Source organism: Mesorhizobium sp. M5C.F.Ca.ET.164.01.1.1 (genome assembly GCF_004792125.1).
Classification (GTDB): domain Bacteria; phylum Pseudomonadota; class Alphaproteobacteria; order Rhizobiales; family Rhizobiaceae; genus Mesorhizobium; species Mesorhizobium wenxiniae.
This window is the reverse complement of sequence record NZ_SRTG01000001.1, coordinates 1,528,542-1,544,926: the sequence shown is the minus strand read 5'-3', so window position 1 is coordinate 1,544,926 and position 16,385 is coordinate 1,528,542. Positions and strand designations below refer to the sequence as shown.

The 16,385-nt window shown below is 62.1% G+C and carries 20 protein-coding genes; 9 read left to right on the top strand and 11 right to left on the bottom strand.

Going from position 1 to position 16,385, the window contains the following annotated elements:
- Nucleotides 1–27 precede the first annotated feature (27 nt).
- Nucleotides 28–228 carry a hypothetical protein gene (locus EN807_RS07535; RefSeq protein ID WP_135934461.1) on the bottom strand — a complete coding sequence of 67 codons (201 nt, stop codon included), beginning with the start codon at nucleotides 226–228 and terminating at the stop codon, nucleotides 28–30.
- Between the two features lie 173 nt (nucleotides 229–401).
- On the opposite strand from EN807_RS07535, the gene EN807_RS07530 reads away from it, so the two are divergent.
- On the top strand, nucleotides 402–1,919 hold the full coding sequence (locus EN807_RS07530; RefSeq protein ID WP_246684028.1) for an HWE histidine kinase domain-containing protein: 1,518 nt from the start codon (nucleotides 402–404) through the stop codon (nucleotides 1,917–1,919).
- 101 nt (nucleotides 1,920–2,020) lie between these two features.
- Here the strand turns inward: EN807_RS07530 and EN807_RS07525 are convergent, their stop codons facing one another.
- The 3 genes from EN807_RS07525 to EN807_RS07515 form a co-directional block, all read right to left on the bottom strand.
- Nucleotides 2,021–2,485 carry a hypothetical protein gene (locus tag EN807_RS07525; RefSeq protein WP_135934459.1) on the bottom strand — a complete coding sequence of 155 codons (465 nt, stop codon included), beginning with the start codon at nucleotides 2,483–2,485 and terminating at the stop codon, nucleotides 2,021–2,023.
- 12 nt (nucleotides 2,486–2,497) lie between these two features.
- Nucleotides 2,498–2,824 (bottom strand): DUF883 family protein, encoded by a 327-nt coding sequence (locus tag EN807_RS07520; protein ID WP_095517889.1) that lies wholly within the window; start codon nucleotides 2,822–2,824, stop codon nucleotides 2,498–2,500.
- A 126-nt stretch (nucleotides 2,825–2,950) separates the two neighbouring features.
- Nucleotides 2,951–3,712 (bottom strand): Crp/Fnr family transcriptional regulator, encoded by a 762-nt coding sequence (locus EN807_RS07515; protein WP_135934458.1) that lies wholly within the window; start codon nucleotides 3,710–3,712, stop codon nucleotides 2,951–2,953.
- A 187-nt stretch (nucleotides 3,713–3,899) separates the two neighbouring features.
- On the opposite strand from EN807_RS07515, the gene EN807_RS07510 reads away from it, so the two are divergent.
- A complete protein-coding gene (locus tag EN807_RS07510) occupies nucleotides 3,900–4,280 on the top strand; it encodes a response regulator (protein WP_135934457.1) in 381 nt (126 codons plus the stop codon).
- Nucleotides 4,281–4,290: 10 nt separating this feature from the next.
- Here EN807_RS07510 and EN807_RS07505 read toward each other — a convergent pair whose 3' ends face one another.
- Together EN807_RS07505 and EN807_RS07500 are read right to left on the bottom strand one after the other, a co-directional pair.
- Nucleotides 4,291–4,842, bottom strand: coding sequence for an RNA polymerase sigma factor (locus EN807_RS07505; protein WP_029348707.1), 552 nt, complete (start codon nucleotides 4,840–4,842; stop codon nucleotides 4,291–4,293).
- 3 nt (nucleotides 4,843–4,845) lie between these two features.
- Nucleotides 4,846–5,040 carry a NepR family anti-sigma factor gene (locus EN807_RS07500; RefSeq protein ID WP_127316207.1) on the bottom strand — a complete coding sequence of 65 codons (195 nt, stop codon included), beginning with the start codon at nucleotides 5,038–5,040 and terminating at the stop codon, nucleotides 4,846–4,848.
- 236 nt (nucleotides 5,041–5,276) lie between these two features.
- Between EN807_RS07500 and EN807_RS07495 the strand changes: the two genes are divergently transcribed.
- The 6 genes from EN807_RS07495 to EN807_RS07470 all read left to right on the top strand — a co-directional run bounded on the left by EN807_RS07495 (nucleotide 5,277) and on the right by EN807_RS07470 (nucleotide 8,766).
- The gene (locus EN807_RS07495; RefSeq protein WP_127316206.1) at nucleotides 5,277–6,071 is read left to right on the top strand and encodes a response regulator; all 795 of its coding nucleotides are present in this window, start codon (nucleotides 5,277–5,279) and stop codon (nucleotides 6,069–6,071) included.
- Nucleotides 6,072–6,293: 222 nt separating this feature from the next.
- The gene (locus EN807_RS07490; protein WP_023797107.1) at nucleotides 6,294–6,461 is read left to right on the top strand and encodes a DUF1328 domain-containing protein; all 168 of its coding nucleotides are present in this window, start codon (nucleotides 6,294–6,296) and stop codon (nucleotides 6,459–6,461) included.
- Between the two features lie 149 nt (nucleotides 6,462–6,610).
- Nucleotides 6,611–7,645 carry a sensor histidine kinase gene (locus EN807_RS07485; protein ID WP_135934456.1) on the top strand — a complete coding sequence of 345 codons (1,035 nt, stop codon included), beginning with the start codon at nucleotides 6,611–6,613 and terminating at the stop codon, nucleotides 7,643–7,645.
- 157 nt (nucleotides 7,646–7,802) lie between these two features.
- A complete protein-coding gene (locus tag EN807_RS07480; RefSeq protein WP_127316204.1) occupies nucleotides 7,803–7,985 on the top strand; it encodes a hypothetical protein in 183 nt (60 codons plus the stop codon).
- Nucleotides 7,986–8,116: 131 nt separating this feature from the next.
- Nucleotides 8,117–8,443: a hypothetical protein gene (locus tag EN807_RS07475; protein WP_135934455.1), complete on the top strand. Its 327-nt coding sequence runs from the start codon at nucleotides 8,117–8,119 to the stop codon at nucleotides 8,441–8,443.
- A gap of 80 nt (nucleotides 8,444–8,523) precedes the next feature.
- Nucleotides 8,524–8,766, top strand: coding sequence for a YMGG-like glycine zipper-containing protein (locus EN807_RS07470; RefSeq protein ID WP_065007456.1), 243 nt, complete (start codon nucleotides 8,524–8,526; stop codon nucleotides 8,764–8,766).
- 96 nt (nucleotides 8,767–8,862) lie between these two features.
- Here the strand turns inward: EN807_RS07470 and EN807_RS07465 are convergent, their stop codons facing one another.
- The 4 genes from EN807_RS07465 to xylF form a co-directional block, all read right to left on the bottom strand.
- Complete coding sequence (locus EN807_RS07465) at nucleotides 8,863–10,506, bottom strand: CHASE domain-containing protein (RefSeq protein WP_135935806.1); 1,644 nt, start codon at nucleotides 10,504–10,506, stop codon at nucleotides 8,863–8,865.
- 124 nt (nucleotides 10,507–10,630) lie between these two features.
- Nucleotides 10,631–11,425, bottom strand: a complete 795-nt coding sequence (locus EN807_RS07460) for an ATP-binding cassette domain-containing protein (protein ID WP_065007457.1) — start codon at nucleotides 11,423–11,425, stop codon at nucleotides 10,631–10,633.
- Between the two features lie 74 nt (nucleotides 11,426–11,499).
- Nucleotides 11,500–12,831 (bottom strand): sugar ABC transporter permease, encoded by a 1,332-nt coding sequence (locus EN807_RS07455; RefSeq protein ID WP_135934454.1) that lies wholly within the window; start codon nucleotides 12,829–12,831, stop codon nucleotides 11,500–11,502.
- Nucleotides 12,832–12,973: 142 nt separating this feature from the next.
- Nucleotides 12,974–14,014: a D-xylose ABC transporter substrate-binding protein gene (xylF, locus tag EN807_RS07450; RefSeq protein WP_135934453.1), complete on the bottom strand. Its 1,041-nt coding sequence runs from the start codon at nucleotides 14,012–14,014 to the stop codon at nucleotides 12,974–12,976.
- Nucleotides 14,015–14,274: 260 nt separating this feature from the next.
- On the opposite strand from xylF, the gene EN807_RS07445 reads away from it, so the two are divergent.
- Entirely contained in the window at nucleotides 14,275–15,522 is a 1,248-nt protein-coding gene (locus tag EN807_RS07445) for an ROK family protein (protein ID WP_135934452.1), read from the top strand.
- Between the two features lie 173 nt (nucleotides 15,523–15,695).
- Here EN807_RS07445 and phoB read toward each other — a convergent pair whose 3' ends face one another.
- A complete protein-coding gene (gene phoB / locus EN807_RS07440; protein ID WP_031254097.1) occupies nucleotides 15,696–16,385 on the bottom strand; it encodes a phosphate regulon transcriptional regulator PhoB in 690 nt (229 codons plus the stop codon).

The window sequence follows — 16,385 nt, the reverse complement described above, 5'->3', positions numbered from 1 at the left end:
CAGCCCGGTACAGTCGATCGGATAGCTTCAGCCTTTGGGATTCTCGCCCTGTTCGACCTTGGGAAGCTCGCCCTGTTCGGTTGTCGACGTCTTGTCTATCATGTTGCCGTAAATCTCTGCGATGCCCCAGGCGATAAACGCCAAAAGCAGCGCGGCGATCAAGATACGGAAAGTGTGCCACCCCCAGCGTCCCTGGCGGGCTTTGTCTTCAGGAACGATCTTGGGCATGATCGGCCTCCATTTCGTTTGGCGCTGGCATGTCGTTTGGCGCTGGCGGGCGCGGCTGGGAAAACGTGGTTGGGTAACGGTTCCTCAAGGCGAAGGTTCCGGTTTCAGAGCCAGGCAACTGGCGAGAATGGCTGCAAGCCGATGCACTTGGGGGCCTTGTGGATAGCAGGGTAGTGAAAAAGCCGAATCTGCCGGTCGACGTCCTTAACGTGGTAAGGGCGCAGGACCGGCTTGCAGTACTGCACGGTCTCGACGCACTCGACACGGCGGCCGATCGTGACTTCGACCATATCAGCGGTCTTGCCGCCGCGGTGATGCTAGCGCCCATCGCGCTGGTGACGCTGGTCGATGTCGAGCGGCAACGGTTCAAGTCCCGTGTCGGCCTGGATGAGACCGAGGCCTCGACAGATGCATCTTTCTGCGCCCATACCATTGCCGCCGGCGACCAGCCGATGGTGGTGACCGATGCGACCACGGATTCACGCTTCAACGCCAGCCCGCTGGTCACTGGCCAGCACCATGTCCGTTTCTATGCGGGTGTGGCGATTGTGGTGGCCGGCGCCCGGATCGGCACGCTCTGCGTGCTCGACCGGAAGCCGCGCGCGTCCCCGTCTGCCGCCCAGCTCGAACAATTGACGGCGCTCGCCAGCCTCGCTGCCAGCCTGTTCGCATTGAAGGACGCCACCCGCAACGGCGCCAGCATCGCTGCGGCGCTGGCGCGCGAGGAAAAGCGGCGCGGCATTGCGCTCGATGCCGCAGCGCTCGCGAGCTGGGCATGGGATATCCATACCGATATGATCGAATGCGATATCCGGTTGTCCGAGCTGTTCGGCCTGCCGCGCTCGAACCGGCTGAGGGCGCGCGATATCCTTGCCGCCATCGACCCGCGTGATGTCTATCAGACCGAGACACGCTTTCGCGACGCGCTGACCGGCGGCGACGATTATTTTGGCGAATACCGCGTCAAGGGCTTCAGTCCGCCGCGCTGGCTCGCGACGCGCGGCCGTGTCATCGAGCGCGACGGCGACGGCAAGCCGACGCTGATCTTCGGCGTCAATTACGACATCACCGAACGCAAGCTCGGCGACGAGCGGCAACGGCTCTTGCTGCGCGAGCTGAACCATCGCGTCAAGAACACGCTGGCGACAGTGCAGGCGCTGGCGACGCAGACAGTTCGCCATGCGCGCCAGCCGAGCGAATTCCTTGAAGCCTTCAGCGCCAGGCTTCAGGCGCTGGGCGCCGCCCACAGCCTGCTGTCCGACCGCGAGTGGCGCGGCATTGGCATCCGCGAACTCGTGCAGATCGAGGTCAAGCCGTTCGACACCGCCGAACAGCCGCGCATGACCATCTCAGGCGCCGATCTGCTGCTTTCGCCCGACCAGGCAGTCGGGCTTGGCCTGATTCTGCATGAACTGGCCAGCAACGCGCTGCAATACGGAGCGCTATCGGCGGCTTCGGGCAAGGTCGATCTCGACTGGCAGGCACAGGGCCGGAAGGGCGCACGGCGCCTGGTGCTGACCTGGCGCGAAAGCGGCGGGCCTGAAGTTGTCTCGCCCGAACGCCACGGCTTCGGCTCGATCCTGATCCGCCGCAGCCTGGCCAAGGTCATCTCCAGCGAAGTGATCCACGAATTCCGGCCGGAAGGCGTGTTCGCCGAAATATCGATGCCGCTGGAGGATCTGCCGAAGTGACGGCCTGGCCATGATCCCGAACCGAAGGTCCGCGTCAGCGAAAAGTGGAGCCAGGTTTTCGGATTAGATTGTGGTCAAACAACAAGAAGAATCGCTTCGAGCTATTTCGCTTCGCCGGCATCCGGATCGTCGGCATCGGGCTTCACGTTCTCGCGGTAGATGGCGTAGGCGGCGAGTGCAATCGCTGGGCCGAGTATGGTGCCCAGGCCGCCTTTCCCCTTGAGTAGCGCCGGCAGCACGGCGAGCGCGGCCGTGATGCCGACCGCCTTCATGTCGGCATTTCGCCTCCGCGCCCGGCGTCGGGCGCGCGCGCCGGCCGACAGCTGATGGAAGAGCAGGAGAAGCCCTGCGATCACCAGGAAGCCGACCCCGAAACCAAGGCAGGCTGCCATCGGCCCGTAGCGACCCGCCACCCAGACATAGGCCGCTCCGACGAGGAAAGTGACGCCACACAGTGCGGCAAGCGCTGCGAGCGCATAGACGATGGCAGCCGTGCGCGCGCGGCGCACGGCTGCCACGGCTTCACCCGAGGCGAGGCCCGAGATCAACGATGCCAGCATTCCCATCTGGGCTGAGGCTTAGCGGCGCGCGAGAAGCGCGAACAGAAAGCCGACGCCTGCCGCGATCGCCAGCGACGTCACCGGCTTTTCGCGCACGCTGGCCACCACTTGCGCTTCGAGGTCCCTTGCGTTGCTGCGCATATTTTCAAACGCTGCTTCGCCTTGGGCGCGCAATTGCTCAACTCCTTCCGCAGCAACGCGACGAGCAGCCCCGTAACCATGTTGGCCGGTCTCGGCCAGCTGTTCGGTGAGTTTTTGAATGTCGACTTTCAACTGCCTGATGTCGGCTTCAAGGTCCGAATTCGTCCGGCTTTCGTTCGGGGACTTTCCTGCGGCAGTCGCCATCACTTGACTCCTTGCGTTTGCTCGGGTCGAAACGTTCGACCCACCCCAAGGTTCCGAAATCGGAACAACTCCCATGAAAGGGTGTTTCCGCAGGCGAGTCCAGCCCGGCACGTCTCCGGTAGCCGCTCAGATCAGCGGTCGGCGATCTTCGCTCAACCCTTCCCAGCGGGCTAGTTCCTTGAGCCTTTCGTTGTCGACCACCTCGCAGCCGCCGTCGCGCCAGAAGATAAGCTTGCGGTCCATCAGCTTGCGGATCGTCTTGTTGGTGTGGATCAGCGACAGGCCGAGGGTATCGGCGAGATGCTGCTGCGTGATCGGGATCTGCACTGGCGTCCTGCCGTTCAGCCCGACTACCCTGGCGCGGCTGGAGATGAACGCGATGAGATAGGCTGCACGCTCGAGCGCTGTGCGTCTGCCGATACTGAGCAGGTTCTCGTCCAGCATGCGCTCCTCTCGCGAGGCGATCCAGGTGATGTCGTAGGCGAGGCCCGGATGGCTGCGGTAGAGTTCGGGAAGGGCTTTCCGCTCGAAGACGCAGAGCAGCATCGGCGACAACGCTTCTACGGAGTGCTGCATTTCGCCCATCAGGCTGCCTTGCAAACCGATGAGATCGCCTGGCATGGAATAGTTCAGAATCTGGCGGCGGCCATCCGACAGCAATTTATAGCGAAAAGCCCAGCCCGACAGCACCGTATAGAGATGGTCGCTGTGGCTTCCCTCCACCAGAACGGTAGCCCCCTTGTCGAAGGCCAGTTCGCCTTTCTTGAGCGCGTCGACGAAGACAAGTTCCTGCTTCTCGAAGGCCCGGAACGCCGGCAACGGCCGCAGTGGGCAGTTCTCACATGAATACCGGCGGGCGGACAAGGAACGGCCGTTCTGGCCAGACATCTCAATCCCTCTTCGAGGCGGGCCCTCTTCCGGAAGGCGATAGCAAACGCCCTGCAGGCATCGAGGTTCCGCCATCTGCGACGCATGTCTTTTTTAAATGACAGCATGCCAAATAACTTTAAATGACAGGAAGCTAGATAGGGATCATGATTCCTCTGTTCCCTGCGCCCCACGGAGACATTGCCACGTGCCCCCCTTGCTGGACGGATTGCGGATTCTTGTTCTGGAGGATGAATTCCTGATCGCCATGAATGTCGAGCAGCTTTGCCGCGACTATGGCGCCGGCGACGTGGTCATCGCCCGCGATCTGGCTGAGATCGATCGGAAGAACGTTGCCTCGCGATTCGACGCGGCTATCGTCGACCTCATGCTGGGCGGCACTTCGACACTCGATTTCGCTTCGCGGCTGCGCGAATCGGGCGTGCCTTTTGTCTTCGCCTCGGGCTATTCCGACATGGACGAAATCAAGGTGTCCTTTCCGGATGTCAGCTTGATCACCAAGCCCTATTCGGGAGACGATCTCGTGGAGGCGGTGGCGGCTGCGTGCGGGCGCGGACCTCTTGTTTGATGGTCAGTATTCAGGCGGCGTTCGACCCCGTCACCTGAGCCGATATCGCATCCGGGCCAAACTCGTCATCACCGGAAATCTTCAGGATTTCCTGCAGCCGCGTGCGGGCGCGGCTGACGCGGCTCTTGATCGTTCCGACCGCGCAGCCGCAAATCTCGGCGGCTTCCTCGTAGGAAAAGCCCGACGCGCCGATGAGGATGATGGCTTCGCGCTGGTCCTCGGGCAATTGCTCCAGCGCGCTACGAAAGTCCTTGAGGTCGAGCTGGCCGTGCTGGGCCGGATGGACGGCTAGCCTGGCCGTCATGATGCCGTCGCTGTCCTGCACCTCGCGGCCGCGCTTGCGCATCTGCGAATAGAATTCGTTGCGCAGGATGGTGAACAGCCAGGCCTTGAGATTGGTGCCCGGCTCGAAGCTTTCATGCTTGTCCCAGGCCTTCACCAGTGTTTCCTGCACCAGATCGTCGGCCTTGTCGGCGTTTTGCGTCAATGACACGGCAAAGGCCCGCAGGCTCGGAATCGAGCCGAGCAGATCCGTCTTGAAGCTCTGGGAGACGGCCGCCATGCCTCAGTCCTTTTTCCGTGCAGGTTGGGCCCGTTCCAATTGGCTGAGCAATTGGGCGAAGCGATCCGGCACGTTGTCGGAGACCAGCTCGTCGTAATATTGTTTGAGTTTGCGGCCGATTTCCGAGTTTGGCCCGAGCGGGTCGCCGGAAGTTGCCCGGCGCCTGTTTGCAGCGCCAGCCGTGGTATCTTTCGTCATCTCTTCATTTCGCCCTTTGTTCCCAGTACCCTGCCGCCCTTCAATAGACGACGCAAAGCAGGCGGTCCCCTCGTCTGGTTGCCCGTCCCGACCTCAAACGCCGTCCCCTTATATTAGTTCCAAACCGTCGGAACTTTTTCGGAAAGCCGGCGTTTATGTTTTCAGGGCTTATTTTCGGGGCTTGTAATCACCTTGGCCTGCAATCTATCCAATTACGTCAGAGGGAGACGTCCATCATGAGCCTGTCCGCAACCATCGCTCCGCACCTGCCGTTCCTGCGCCGCTTCTCGCGGGCCGTTTCCGGATCGCAGGAGAGTGGCGACGCGCTGGTCGCCGCGATGCTCGAAGCCATCATCGCCGACGTCGACATCTTTCCGGACGCGTCGAACGACCGCATCGCGCTCTACAAGGTATTCGCCAGGCTGTTCACCTCGGTCGCCATCCGCGTTCCGCAAGAACACCCGCAGTCGGCGTGGGAACAGCGCGCCGCCGCCAATCTGAACGCGATCTCACCCCGTCCCCGTCAGGCCTTCCTGCTGGTCGCCGTGGAAGGTTTCAGCGAAGGCGAGGCGGCGGAGATTCTCGACGTCGACGATCAGGAATTCTCCGAACTCCTCGCCGAGGCCAGCAACGAGATTTCCCGCCAGGTGGCAACCGATGTGCTGATCATCGAGGACGAGCCGCTGATCGCCATGGACATCGAACAAATGGTCGAAAGCCTGGGCCATCGCGTCGTCGGAACTGCGCGTACCCACGCCGAGGCGGTGGCGATGTTCACAAAGACGCGGCCGAAGATGGTGCTGGCCGACATCCAGCTTGCCGACGGCAGTTCGGGCATCGAAGCGGTGAACGAGATCCTGTCGTCCACGCCGGTGCCGGTGATCTTCATCACCGCCTTTCCCGAGCGCCTCCTAACCGGCGAGCGGCCGGAGCCGGCCTTCCTCGTCACCAAGCCGTTCAATCCGGATATGGTCAAGGCCCTGATCAGCCAGGCGCTGTTCTTCGACCGGCACGCGAAAGCCGCTGCATAGGACCGGGCAGGCCCGGCCTCGCGCTGCCCCGTTTCCACGGGTCGCCCGTTTGCCACTGATCGAATAACGCCGGCCCGTGCGGCTGGCAAACGTCACTTGCGCCCCTGCTCATGACGATTCAATTCGGGCCGGAAAGATTTCCAGGGATCGTCTTTTTCGGGAAAAGGTGGAACAAACGGCAGCGAAAGACGTTTTTGCCGTACCATTTGAAGGAGATGGATCATGCTTTACTGGGCGCTCGTGTTTCTTGTGGTCGCGATCATTGCAGGCGCTCTTGGTTTCGGCGGTATTGCCGGCACCTCGGCAGGTATAGCGCAGATATTATTTTTCATCTTTCTCGCTTTCCTGATCATCTCGCTTATTGCGGGCTTGTTCAAACGCGCGTCGTGAACTGCGATCCAACACTGGGAACCGCACCCCTCAAGCGGTTCCCAGCTACCGCCGGGCGATGTCCTTAACGGGACGTCGCTCGGCGGACCTCGTTTGGGAACCCATTTTTCCGTCAGCCGTTCAGCCTGCATTGGGCGGGTGAAGTGACCATGCAATCCAGAGCCGGAGATATGAAACACAGCGGACGGAGCGATGAGATCGTCGCCTTGCAGTCCGCTGAGAGTGGAATGCAGCTTGGCCGGGCCCTTCTCCATGCGCTGCACAATGCCGGCATTTCGGTTCTCTATCAGGATCGCGAGATGAAAACCGTCTGGGCGCGCAACATGCGCCCGCCATGGGCTTCCGATACGGCCGACAGCAACGGCCTCCTGCCGCTGGCGCAGGCGGAGCGCATCGGTGCGGCCAAACGCAATGTCGTTACATCCGGCAATCCGGAACACCTTGAGTTCAGCATTCCCGCCGACGATGGCGTTCGCTGGTTCCAAGTATGGGTAGACGCTGATCACGACGACGGCGGCGCGGTGCAGGGCGTCGTCACCACCATGGTCGAAACGACCGAGCAGAAACGTCGCGAGCAAACCCTGAAGACGCTGCTGCGCGAGGTCAGCCACCGTTCGAAGAACCTTTTGGCCATCATCCAGAGCATCGCCACCCAGACCAGTCGTTATTCGGACACGCTCAGTGATTTCCTGACACGCTTTCGCGGCCGGCTGCAGTCGCTTGCCTCATCCCAGGACCTGGTGACCTCGTCCAACTGGCGGGGAGCGGCACTGCGCGAACTGGTGTCCGGCCAGGTCGGCCGCTATGGAGCCGACCCCGTGCGCAGCTTGCGTTTCCAGGGGGCAAATCCGTACCTCAACCCCAATGCCGCCCTGCATATCGGTTTGGCCATGCACGAGCTTGCCGTCAATTCGGTCAGCTACGGCGCTCTGTCGCGAGCCGACGGATTCGTCGAGGTGACCGCCGATCTGACGGCCGCTTCCGCTGGCGAGACCGCACTGTCGCTGACATGGGCCGAAGCCATCGGAGCCAATGACAATCAGCCCAGCGAGAAGCGTTTTGGCAGCGTCGCACTCGAGCGCGTCGTGCCTGCGTCGTTGAACGGTACGGCGACACTTGAAATCACCGGGGACCGCCTCGAATATCGCCTTGTCGTTCCTCGCGGCAATTTCGAGACGGATTGACCGGACAACAGCCGTGCCAAAGAGGGCTGGGGCAAGAGGGCTGGGATCGATACCAGCCGCGCCGGCCTTAACCACCTGTTCACCATAAAGTCCGAAGCTGTTCAGACACGATCCGCATGACGTTTTCGATCGCAGTCTGCTGCGCAGTACGGGAGGAATGGCTTTGACGGTTGCCGACATCAACAGGCTGGAGCAGGCCGCACGCGTTTCGATGGGCGGGTTTCAGGATCTCGAAGCATCCGCGATGCCGTCGCCCCGTGCTTCCCACCCGACCCCCGGCCTCGCCGCAATCGGGCTGGCTGCGGTGGTCGTCCTGGCCGCCGCGTTCCAGTTGATCTAGAGCGTCGGACCCAAAGTGGCCGGCGGCTTGCGCTTGCCTCATGTCGACCTGTTCTCCAATCAGTCGCGCCAGCCTGCATCGCAGGAACTTTGACGAACATGGCCCGTTCTTATGGCGAGAGGACCGTCGTCATGGAACACATCGCTGCCGTGTTGCTGGTCATTGGCTGTTCGAACGCGATGACCGAGTGTCGCGAACTGCCCGTGTCGGTGAGCGTTTTCGAAACCGCTCAGGAATGCGCCGCCGAGCGTCCGTTTGCCTTGAGCGATGTGCAGGGTCAGGCTCCGCGCATAATTGCCAAATGCCTTTCCGTCGATCCGGCACTTGAGGATGATTACGATCAGATCGTCTGGAATGTGCGTCCGGACGGCACGCTCGACGCTTCCGTGGAGATTTCCAATCTTGAGGTTGCCTCGACCGGCGCGCGCGCCAAAAAAGATTTTCTTAGCCAACAGTGAAATCGAAAGGGCAAAACGCTTTTTCGCATGATAAATGACGGATCGGACTACAAGTGAGGACAAAAGCGAGGAGTAGCTCTATGCGGAAGATGATTATTGCGATGGTTGCCGTGGTCGCGGTCAGCGGTTGCAGCACCACCGAGCGGGATGTCGGCGTGGGCGCCGGGGTTGGCGCTCTGGCCGGTGGCCTGATTGACGGCGGCAAGGGTGCCCTCGTCGGCGCAGCAATCGGTGCCGGTACCGGCCTGCTGGTGCGCAACCTGCGCAATGGCTATTGCCAGTACCGCGACAACCGTGGCCGTCTCTTTACGGCTCGCTGCTGATCCGCTTCAAAACGCATGCGGCAGTAAAAGCGGAGACCGGCTCGTCCGGTCCCTGTTTACTAGGGCCTTCGAAAACGGTCGGTTTGCGTCAGCGTTTCAGTCCGACAGCGGAATCCTGATTTCCACGCTCAATCCGCCATCGTGAAAATCGCGATTGATCGTACCGCGCAATTCGCGCGTCACGTTCAAATCGATCAGCTTGGTGCCAAAACCGGTTTTGGCAGGTGCTTCAAGCTTCTTCTGGCCGACTTCGCGCCAGTTGAGAACCAGTGTCCGGTCGCGCCAGCGGCCTTCGACTGACCAGTCGACCTTGAGCGACCAGTCGCCCTTTTTAGTATTGGCCGAATTGCCGGTTTCGCCATATTTCAGCGCGTTCGTGGCAAGTTCGTGAAAGGTCAGGCCGAGCGCTTGCGTCGTCGTCTCGTCGAGCAGCACCTCTGGCCCCGACAATATCCCCTCCGGAAGCTCCTTGCCGAACACCTGGCCAAGCTCGATGCGCAAGAGATCGCCGAGATCGGCCTTCTGCCAGCGCGAGCGCGTCAGCATGTCCTGGGAAGCCGCCATCGCTTGCAGCCGGGCCGAAAAAGAGGACGAGAACTCGTGGACGTCGGTGGCGTGCGATGCCGTCTGGCGCGCGATCGCCAGTACCCGGGTGATCGAGTTCTTGATGCGGTGCTTCATCTCCTGCAGCATCAGGTCTTTTTGGAGCAGGCTTTTTTCCGTCGTCTCATGAAGCAGCGAGACCGCGTCATACGCCCGCTCCTGATAGCGTGCCACCAGCGCGATGGTTCCTGCGAGCAGCAGCCCGAAGAGGCCGAGCATGACCGGAATCGCGCGCGAGGAGGGTTGCGAGAAGGCGCTTGTCGGCCTGAACAGAACGGTCCATGGTCGTCCGGCGATGGTGATCTCGCGAGAAACCACCAGCCTGTTACCGAAGGTCGATGCCGGCGGCGTTTCCGACTGGAACAAAAGTTGGTCGGCATCCACCTTGCCGTCATAGATTTCGATGTTCACCGGCAGCAGTGGCGTTCGGCTGAGCGCGGTCTGGAACAGATCGCGGGCGCGGAAGGCTGCATAAAGAAAGCCTGATGTCGAGGATTTGGACGCATCGATGCCGTCCGGCGCAGTTTCGATGTTGAGCCGCACGAAAACGAGGAAACCGGTGAAGGTCTGCGCAGCACCTGTTTCCTGGCCGAGCTGCACGCGCCCGCTCGCGTGCTGCTGGTTGTCGGCCATCGCCCTTTCGATCGCCTCGCGCCGCACCGGTTCGGTGAACATGTCGTAGCCGATGCTGGATTGATTGGAAGGATCCAGCGGCTCAAACAGCGTAATGGGCGTACGCCATGGCAGCGTTGTCGTAGCCGGATAGATCGCATGGCTGGCGCCATAGTCGTGCAGGATGGCACGTTCGACGGCTGCCTCGTCGCCGGCTCTCACCAGCCGGAGAAAGCCGATACCGCGCAGGCCGGTAAAATTGTCGTTGATACCAAGCGCTTCGAAGAACGCCTTGAACTCGCCCCGCGAAATGCCACCATTGCGCGCCTCGAACAGCGCATGGGTCGATCGCAGCAGCGACAGATGCAGGTCGATGCGGCTATCGATCCGGTTGAGCGCATCGTCCGCCGTCGCCTCGAACTTGATGCGCGCCGCTTCCTGCGTGGCGAAATAGGCGAATCCCGCCATCGTCAGGCTGATCAGCGCGACGGCGATGAAAGCGACGATCGGAAAGAACTTCTTCAAATTGCTGCTGCGGCCCATGGTTCCCCATCTTATGGGCAAGTCCCTGCGTCAATACAATGGCGCGGCCAAACCATCATGACCGCTGGCATATCACATGACGGGTATTTAGCCGGCTTATTGAGCTTCAGGCGGCGATCTTCAGCGCACCTGGCCCCGGAATGGCACCGGGCGGGCACTTGCCCAGGATGATCATGCCAAGCACCTCGTCCTGGGTTACGTCGCTGGTGCGCGCCGTGCCGACGACTCGACCATTCTTCATCACGCAGACACGGTCGGCAAGCTCGAACACATCGTGGATGTCGTGGCTGATCAGGAAGATGCCGATGCCGTCGGCCTTGAGCTGCATGACCAATTCGCCGACCTGCGCCGTTTCCTGCGGGCCCAGTGCCGCCGTCGGCTCATCCATGATCAGGATGCGGGCGTTGAACAGGATGGCGCGCGCGATAGCCACCGACTGCCGCTGGCCGCCCGAAAGCTTGACCACCGGCTCCTTGAAGCGCTGGAAGCGGGGATTGAGCCTGCCCATCACCTTGCGCGCCTCGGCCTCCATGGCGCCATCGTCGAGCGTGCCCCAGCCGGTCATCAGCTCGCGGCCGAGGAAGAGGTTGGCGGCGGCGTCGACATTGTCGGCGAGAGCCAGCGTCTGGTAGATCGTCTCGATGCCATATTTCTTGGCGTCGCGCGGATTGGAGATCGAAGCCTCCTCGCCATTGACGAAGATCTGGCCCGAGTCGCGCTTGTAGGCGCCGGACAGGATCTTGATCAGCGTCGACTTGCCGGCACCGTTGTGGCCAAGCAGCGCCACGACCTCGCCCGGGAAAAGATCGATCGACGCATCGTCGACGGCGCGAATGCCGCCGAAGGCAATCGAGATGTTGCGCATGTCGATCAGTGGCGTGGGAGCAGTTGTGTCAGCCATGATCGTTCCTCCCTATGGTTTTTGCGTGAGCATGATCTTGTCAAAAACCGATCTCCACTTTTTCGTGATCATGGTCAGACCCGCTTGCGGTAGACGGTGTCGAGCCAGACGGCGATGACCAGGACGGCGCCGACGACGACGCTCTGAAGCGGTGAATCGATGCCGAGCAACACCATGCCGGACTGCAACGACTGCATCAGAAGTGCGCCAAGCATGGCGCCGAGCACCGTGCCGGAGCCGCCGGCCAACGACGTGCCTCCAATGACCGCGGCCGCGATGACCAGCAACTCGTCCAGCGTACCCAGCGCATTGGTCGACGCATTGAGACGGGCCGACGCAATCGCCGCGCTGATCGCGGCCAGAACGCCCATGATCATGAACACCTTCATAGTCACCCAGCGCGTGTTGATGCCGGCGAGTTCCGCCGCTTCCGGATTGCCGCCGATGGCAAAGACATAGCGGCCGAAACGGGTGCGGCTGGTGATGAAGGTCATGACGATGCCCACAGTGACCGCGATCAGCACCGGTATGGCGATGCCATGGGCGATGAACAGCCCGCCTTCCGGGATGGTGATGCCGGTCCGCTGGGCGTACTGGCGAACGATGCCGATCGGCCAGGGATAGGAATTGGCGATCCAGACGGCGCCGAGGATGGCGGCGCAAGCGACAACACCAAGCAAGGTCTCCGCCCAGACGGGACGCAGCGGGAACTTGAACCGCTTGCGCTGCGACCGGCCGTTGAGCAGCATCAAGGCGACGGCCACACAGGCGAGAATGCCAACGATCCAGCTTGCGGTTGCCCCGATCGAGCCACGCGGCCCGCCACCCATGAGCTGAAAGGTGGCGTCGAGCGGCGCGACGGTGCGCCCGCTCGTCATCAGCCACGCCATGCCGCGCCAGATCAGCAGGCCGCCCAGCGTCACGATGAAGGCCGGAACCTCGAGATAGGCGATGATGAAGCCCTGGAGCGCGCCGATCATGAGGCCGAGCACCACGCCGGCAGCCAGTGCGATGATCCATATCCAGGGATTTCCAAGCTGGAACCCCATGACCCGGATGAGGAATTCGGCCTGCGCGACGCCCATCACCATGCCGATCACGCCTTCGACGGAGCCGACCGAAAGATCGATGTTGCGCATCACGATGACCAGCACCATGCCGGTCGCCATGATCGCGACCGAGGAGGTCTGCACCGACAGGTTCCAGAGGTTGCGCGGCGTGAGGAAAAGCCCGCCCGACAGGATGTGGATTCCAACCCAGATGACCAGCAGCGCGCCGACCATGCCGAGCATGCGTATATCGAGCTCGGTTGCCTTGAGGAAGCGGCCGACCGGGCTGAGCTCGGATTCACGCGCCCGATCGGCGCCTGTATCGGCGGCCGGCGTGTTGGAAGTCGTGTCGGTCATGATGTCCTCCCACCGGTTTGCCGTCTGCCGCGGATGCCGGAAGCAGCTTGGAAGTTATCTGCGAGAAGCGGAAAAACAATTCTTTTTGAAAAAACGCCGCGGCGTGAAGCCGCGGCGTTTCAGGCTTCTTGCGAAGGCCGGATCAGTTGCAGACCGGGACAGTGCCCGCCGCCACGCCGGCGCAGACCTCTTCCTTCTCGATCCAGCCCGCGTCGATGACGACGTCGAGATTGTCTTTGGTGACGGCAATCGGCGTCAGGAACAGCGATTTGACGACATTGCCGCCCGGCGTGGCGAAGTCCTTGACGCCGGCAATGTCTGTCATCTGCTTGCCGTCGGCCAGTTGCGAGGCGATCTCGGCGGCGTTCTTGCCGAGCTCGCGCGCGTCCTTCCACACCGACACCGTCTGTGTGCCGAGCGCGATGCGGTTCAGCGCGGCATGGTCACCGTCCTGGCCCGACACCGGGACGGATCCGGCCAAGCCTTGCGCCGTCAGCGCCGCGACGACGCCACCAGCGGTGCCGTCATTGGCGGCAACCACCGCATCGACCTTGTTGTCGTTGGCGGTCAGGAACTGTTCCATGTTCTTCTGGGCGTTGGCGGGAAGCCAGCCGTCCGTATAGGCCTCGCCGACATTCTTGATCTTGCCGCTGTCGATGGCATCCTTGAGCACTTCCATGGAGCCGGCGAACAAGAAATCGGCATTCGGATCGGCGCCCGAGCCCTTGATGAAGACGTAATTGCCTTCCGGCGCCACCTTGAACACTTCGCGGGCCTGCATGCGGCCGACTTCCTGGTTGTCGAAGGTCAAATAGAAGACGTCCTTGTTCTCGATCAGCCGGTCATAGCCGACGACCGGAATGCCTTCGTCCAGCGCCTTCTGCACCGCCGGCCCGATGGCCGAGGCATCCTGCGCAAGGATGATCAACGCGTTGGCGCCCTGCGAGATCAGGCTCTCGACATCGGTCAGCTGCTTGCCGGGATTGGACTGTGCATCGGCGGAAATATACTTGTCGCCGGCGGCCTCGATCGCCGACTTCATGGCGGCTTCGTCAGTCTTCCAGCGCTCTTCCTGGAAGTTCGACCACGAAACACCAATGACCTTGTCCTTCGCCTGTGCGACCGACGCGAGCGTCAGCGACATGGCGACCCCCGCCAGGATGGCGGCTGTGAATCTCTTCATGATATTCCTCCCTACGCCGCGTACGGCGCGACCAACTGGCCCGAAGGCCGGCACAAAGACTCTTTTTTTCGAGCCTCGAAAAAATACTGATCCAACGCCGAAGCACTGTCAACATGAATTCTGATGGATTTTAATCTCCTGCCGGCTTTTTTTCGAGTCTCGGAATAAACAATGACAGGTCCTTCTGGTTCTGCCAGTATTTGTCGGCCTGACGGCTTCCGATTCATGAGCGGCCGCGGCAATAGGGAGGAAGCAAAACAATGTCGGTTGGGATCCGCCATGACGATTTGCGCCGGCGCAACCGGGCCATGGTTATTTCGGCCGTACGCCGCGCAGGCCAGCCGTCGCGGACCGAGATCGCCGCAACCACCGGCCTCAGCCATTCGACCATATCGGCGATCTCTTCCGACCTGATCCAGGAAGGCATCCTGGCCGAGACCAAGGCGAGTGAGACCGTCTCGCTGAAACGTGGCCGGCCGCAGGTTGGCCTCAGCCTCAATCCGGAAGCCGCTGCGGTATTGGCTGTCGTATTGTCGCTGAATTTCCTGTCGATCGCTGTCATCGACTATGCCGGACAAGTGGTCGCCGAGGAACAGCGCCGGCTGGACACGCTGACCATGTCGCGCGACGAGCTGATCGACGAATGTGTCGCCATCGTCCGGCGCCGGCTCGAAGACCCCGACCTCGACGTCCAAAGCGTCGCCCGCATCGCGCTGGCGATCCAGGGTATTACCGATTCCCATGCGCGCGCCATGTTATGGTCGCCGATCACGCCGCAGACGAACATCGCCTTCGCCGACATTCTGGAACGCGAGTTCGACATTCCGGCCATCATGGAGAACGACTGCAACATGATGGCCGTGGCGCTGCGCTGGCGCGACCCGGATCGCTACCGCGACGATTTCATCGCCATCCTGCTCTCGCATGGCATCGGTATGGGGCTGGTGCTGAAAGGCGAGCTGTTCACCGGCACCCATTCCTCAGGCGGCGAATTCGGCCACATGATTCATCGGCCGGGCGGCGCGCTTTGCCGCTGCGGGCGGCGCGGTTGCGTCGAGGCTTATGCCGGCAACTACGCTATCTGGCGCAACGCAAGGCAATTGAGCGAAAACGCCGAGCCGGTCGCCGATGTCAGCGACGCCGAGATGCGGGCACTGGCGGCCCGGGCGCGCGAGACGGACGGACCGGAGCGCGAAGCCTACCGCAAGGCCGGCGAAGCGCTCGGCTTCGGGCTCGGCAGCCTGTTCGCGCTGATCGATCCGGCGCCGGTCGCCATGGTCGGTGCCAGCGCTGCCGCCTTCGACCTGATTGAGCCGGCCCTGCGCGAGGCCATCGCCCAGACCGCCGGCGGCCAGCATTCGGGTTCGATTTCCTTCGACACCGAGCCGAACGAACTGCCGCTGATCCGAGAAGGCTGCGCCATGCGGGCGCTGAGCTTCGTCGACCAGGAGATCTTCGCGCCGAGCATCCAGGCACGAGCCGGCTCGGTCGGAAAGAACGTGGCTTGAATTCGAAGGCAGGGATCCCCGGATCGCGACTTGGGGTGTGTTGAGATTCAGGTCAGGCCGAGTCGAGAATGGGGGTTCCGAGAACCGGAGCGGAGCGTAATTTCGGGTACGTGAGCACCGGAAGCGCAGGAAGCCGCCGTTCGCAGGCCGGAATCACCCGTATCAGCACATCCCTAGTCTTCCCTGATCGCATAGCCCGCGCCGCGGATGGTGCGGATGACATCGGGCATGCGACCATTGTTGACCGCCTTGCGCAACCGGCCGACATGGACGTCCACCGTGCGCTCGTCGATGTAGATCGTCTCGCCCCAGACATTGTCGAGCAACTGGCTGCGCGAGAAGACCCGACCCGGGTGCCGCATCATGAATTCGAGCAGCCGGAATTCGGTCGGCCCGAGCCGGATCTCGCTCTTCTTGCGATAGACCCTGTGCGATTCGCGATCGAGCATGATGTCGCCGACCTTCAGCACGCTGGACAGTACTTCCGGCTTGGCGCGGCGCAGCAGCGCCTTGACCCTGGCCATGAATTCCGGTGTCGAGAACGGCTTGACCAGATAGTCGTCGGCTCCGGTGGAAAGGCCGCGCACCCGGTCGCTCTCCTCGCCGCGCGCGGTCAGCATGATGATCGGCAGCCGCTCGGTTTCGGGACGCACCCGAAGGCGCCGGCAAAGCTCGATGCCCGAAACCGCCGGCACCATCCAGTCGAGCACCAGCAGATCGGGCACGTTTTCCTGCAGCCGGATTTCGGCCTCGTCGCCGCGCGTCACCACCTCGACCTGATAGCCTTCGGATTCCAGATTGTAGCGGAGGAGGACGCCCAGCGGCTCTTCATCCTCCACCACCATGATGCGCGGCGCGATCAT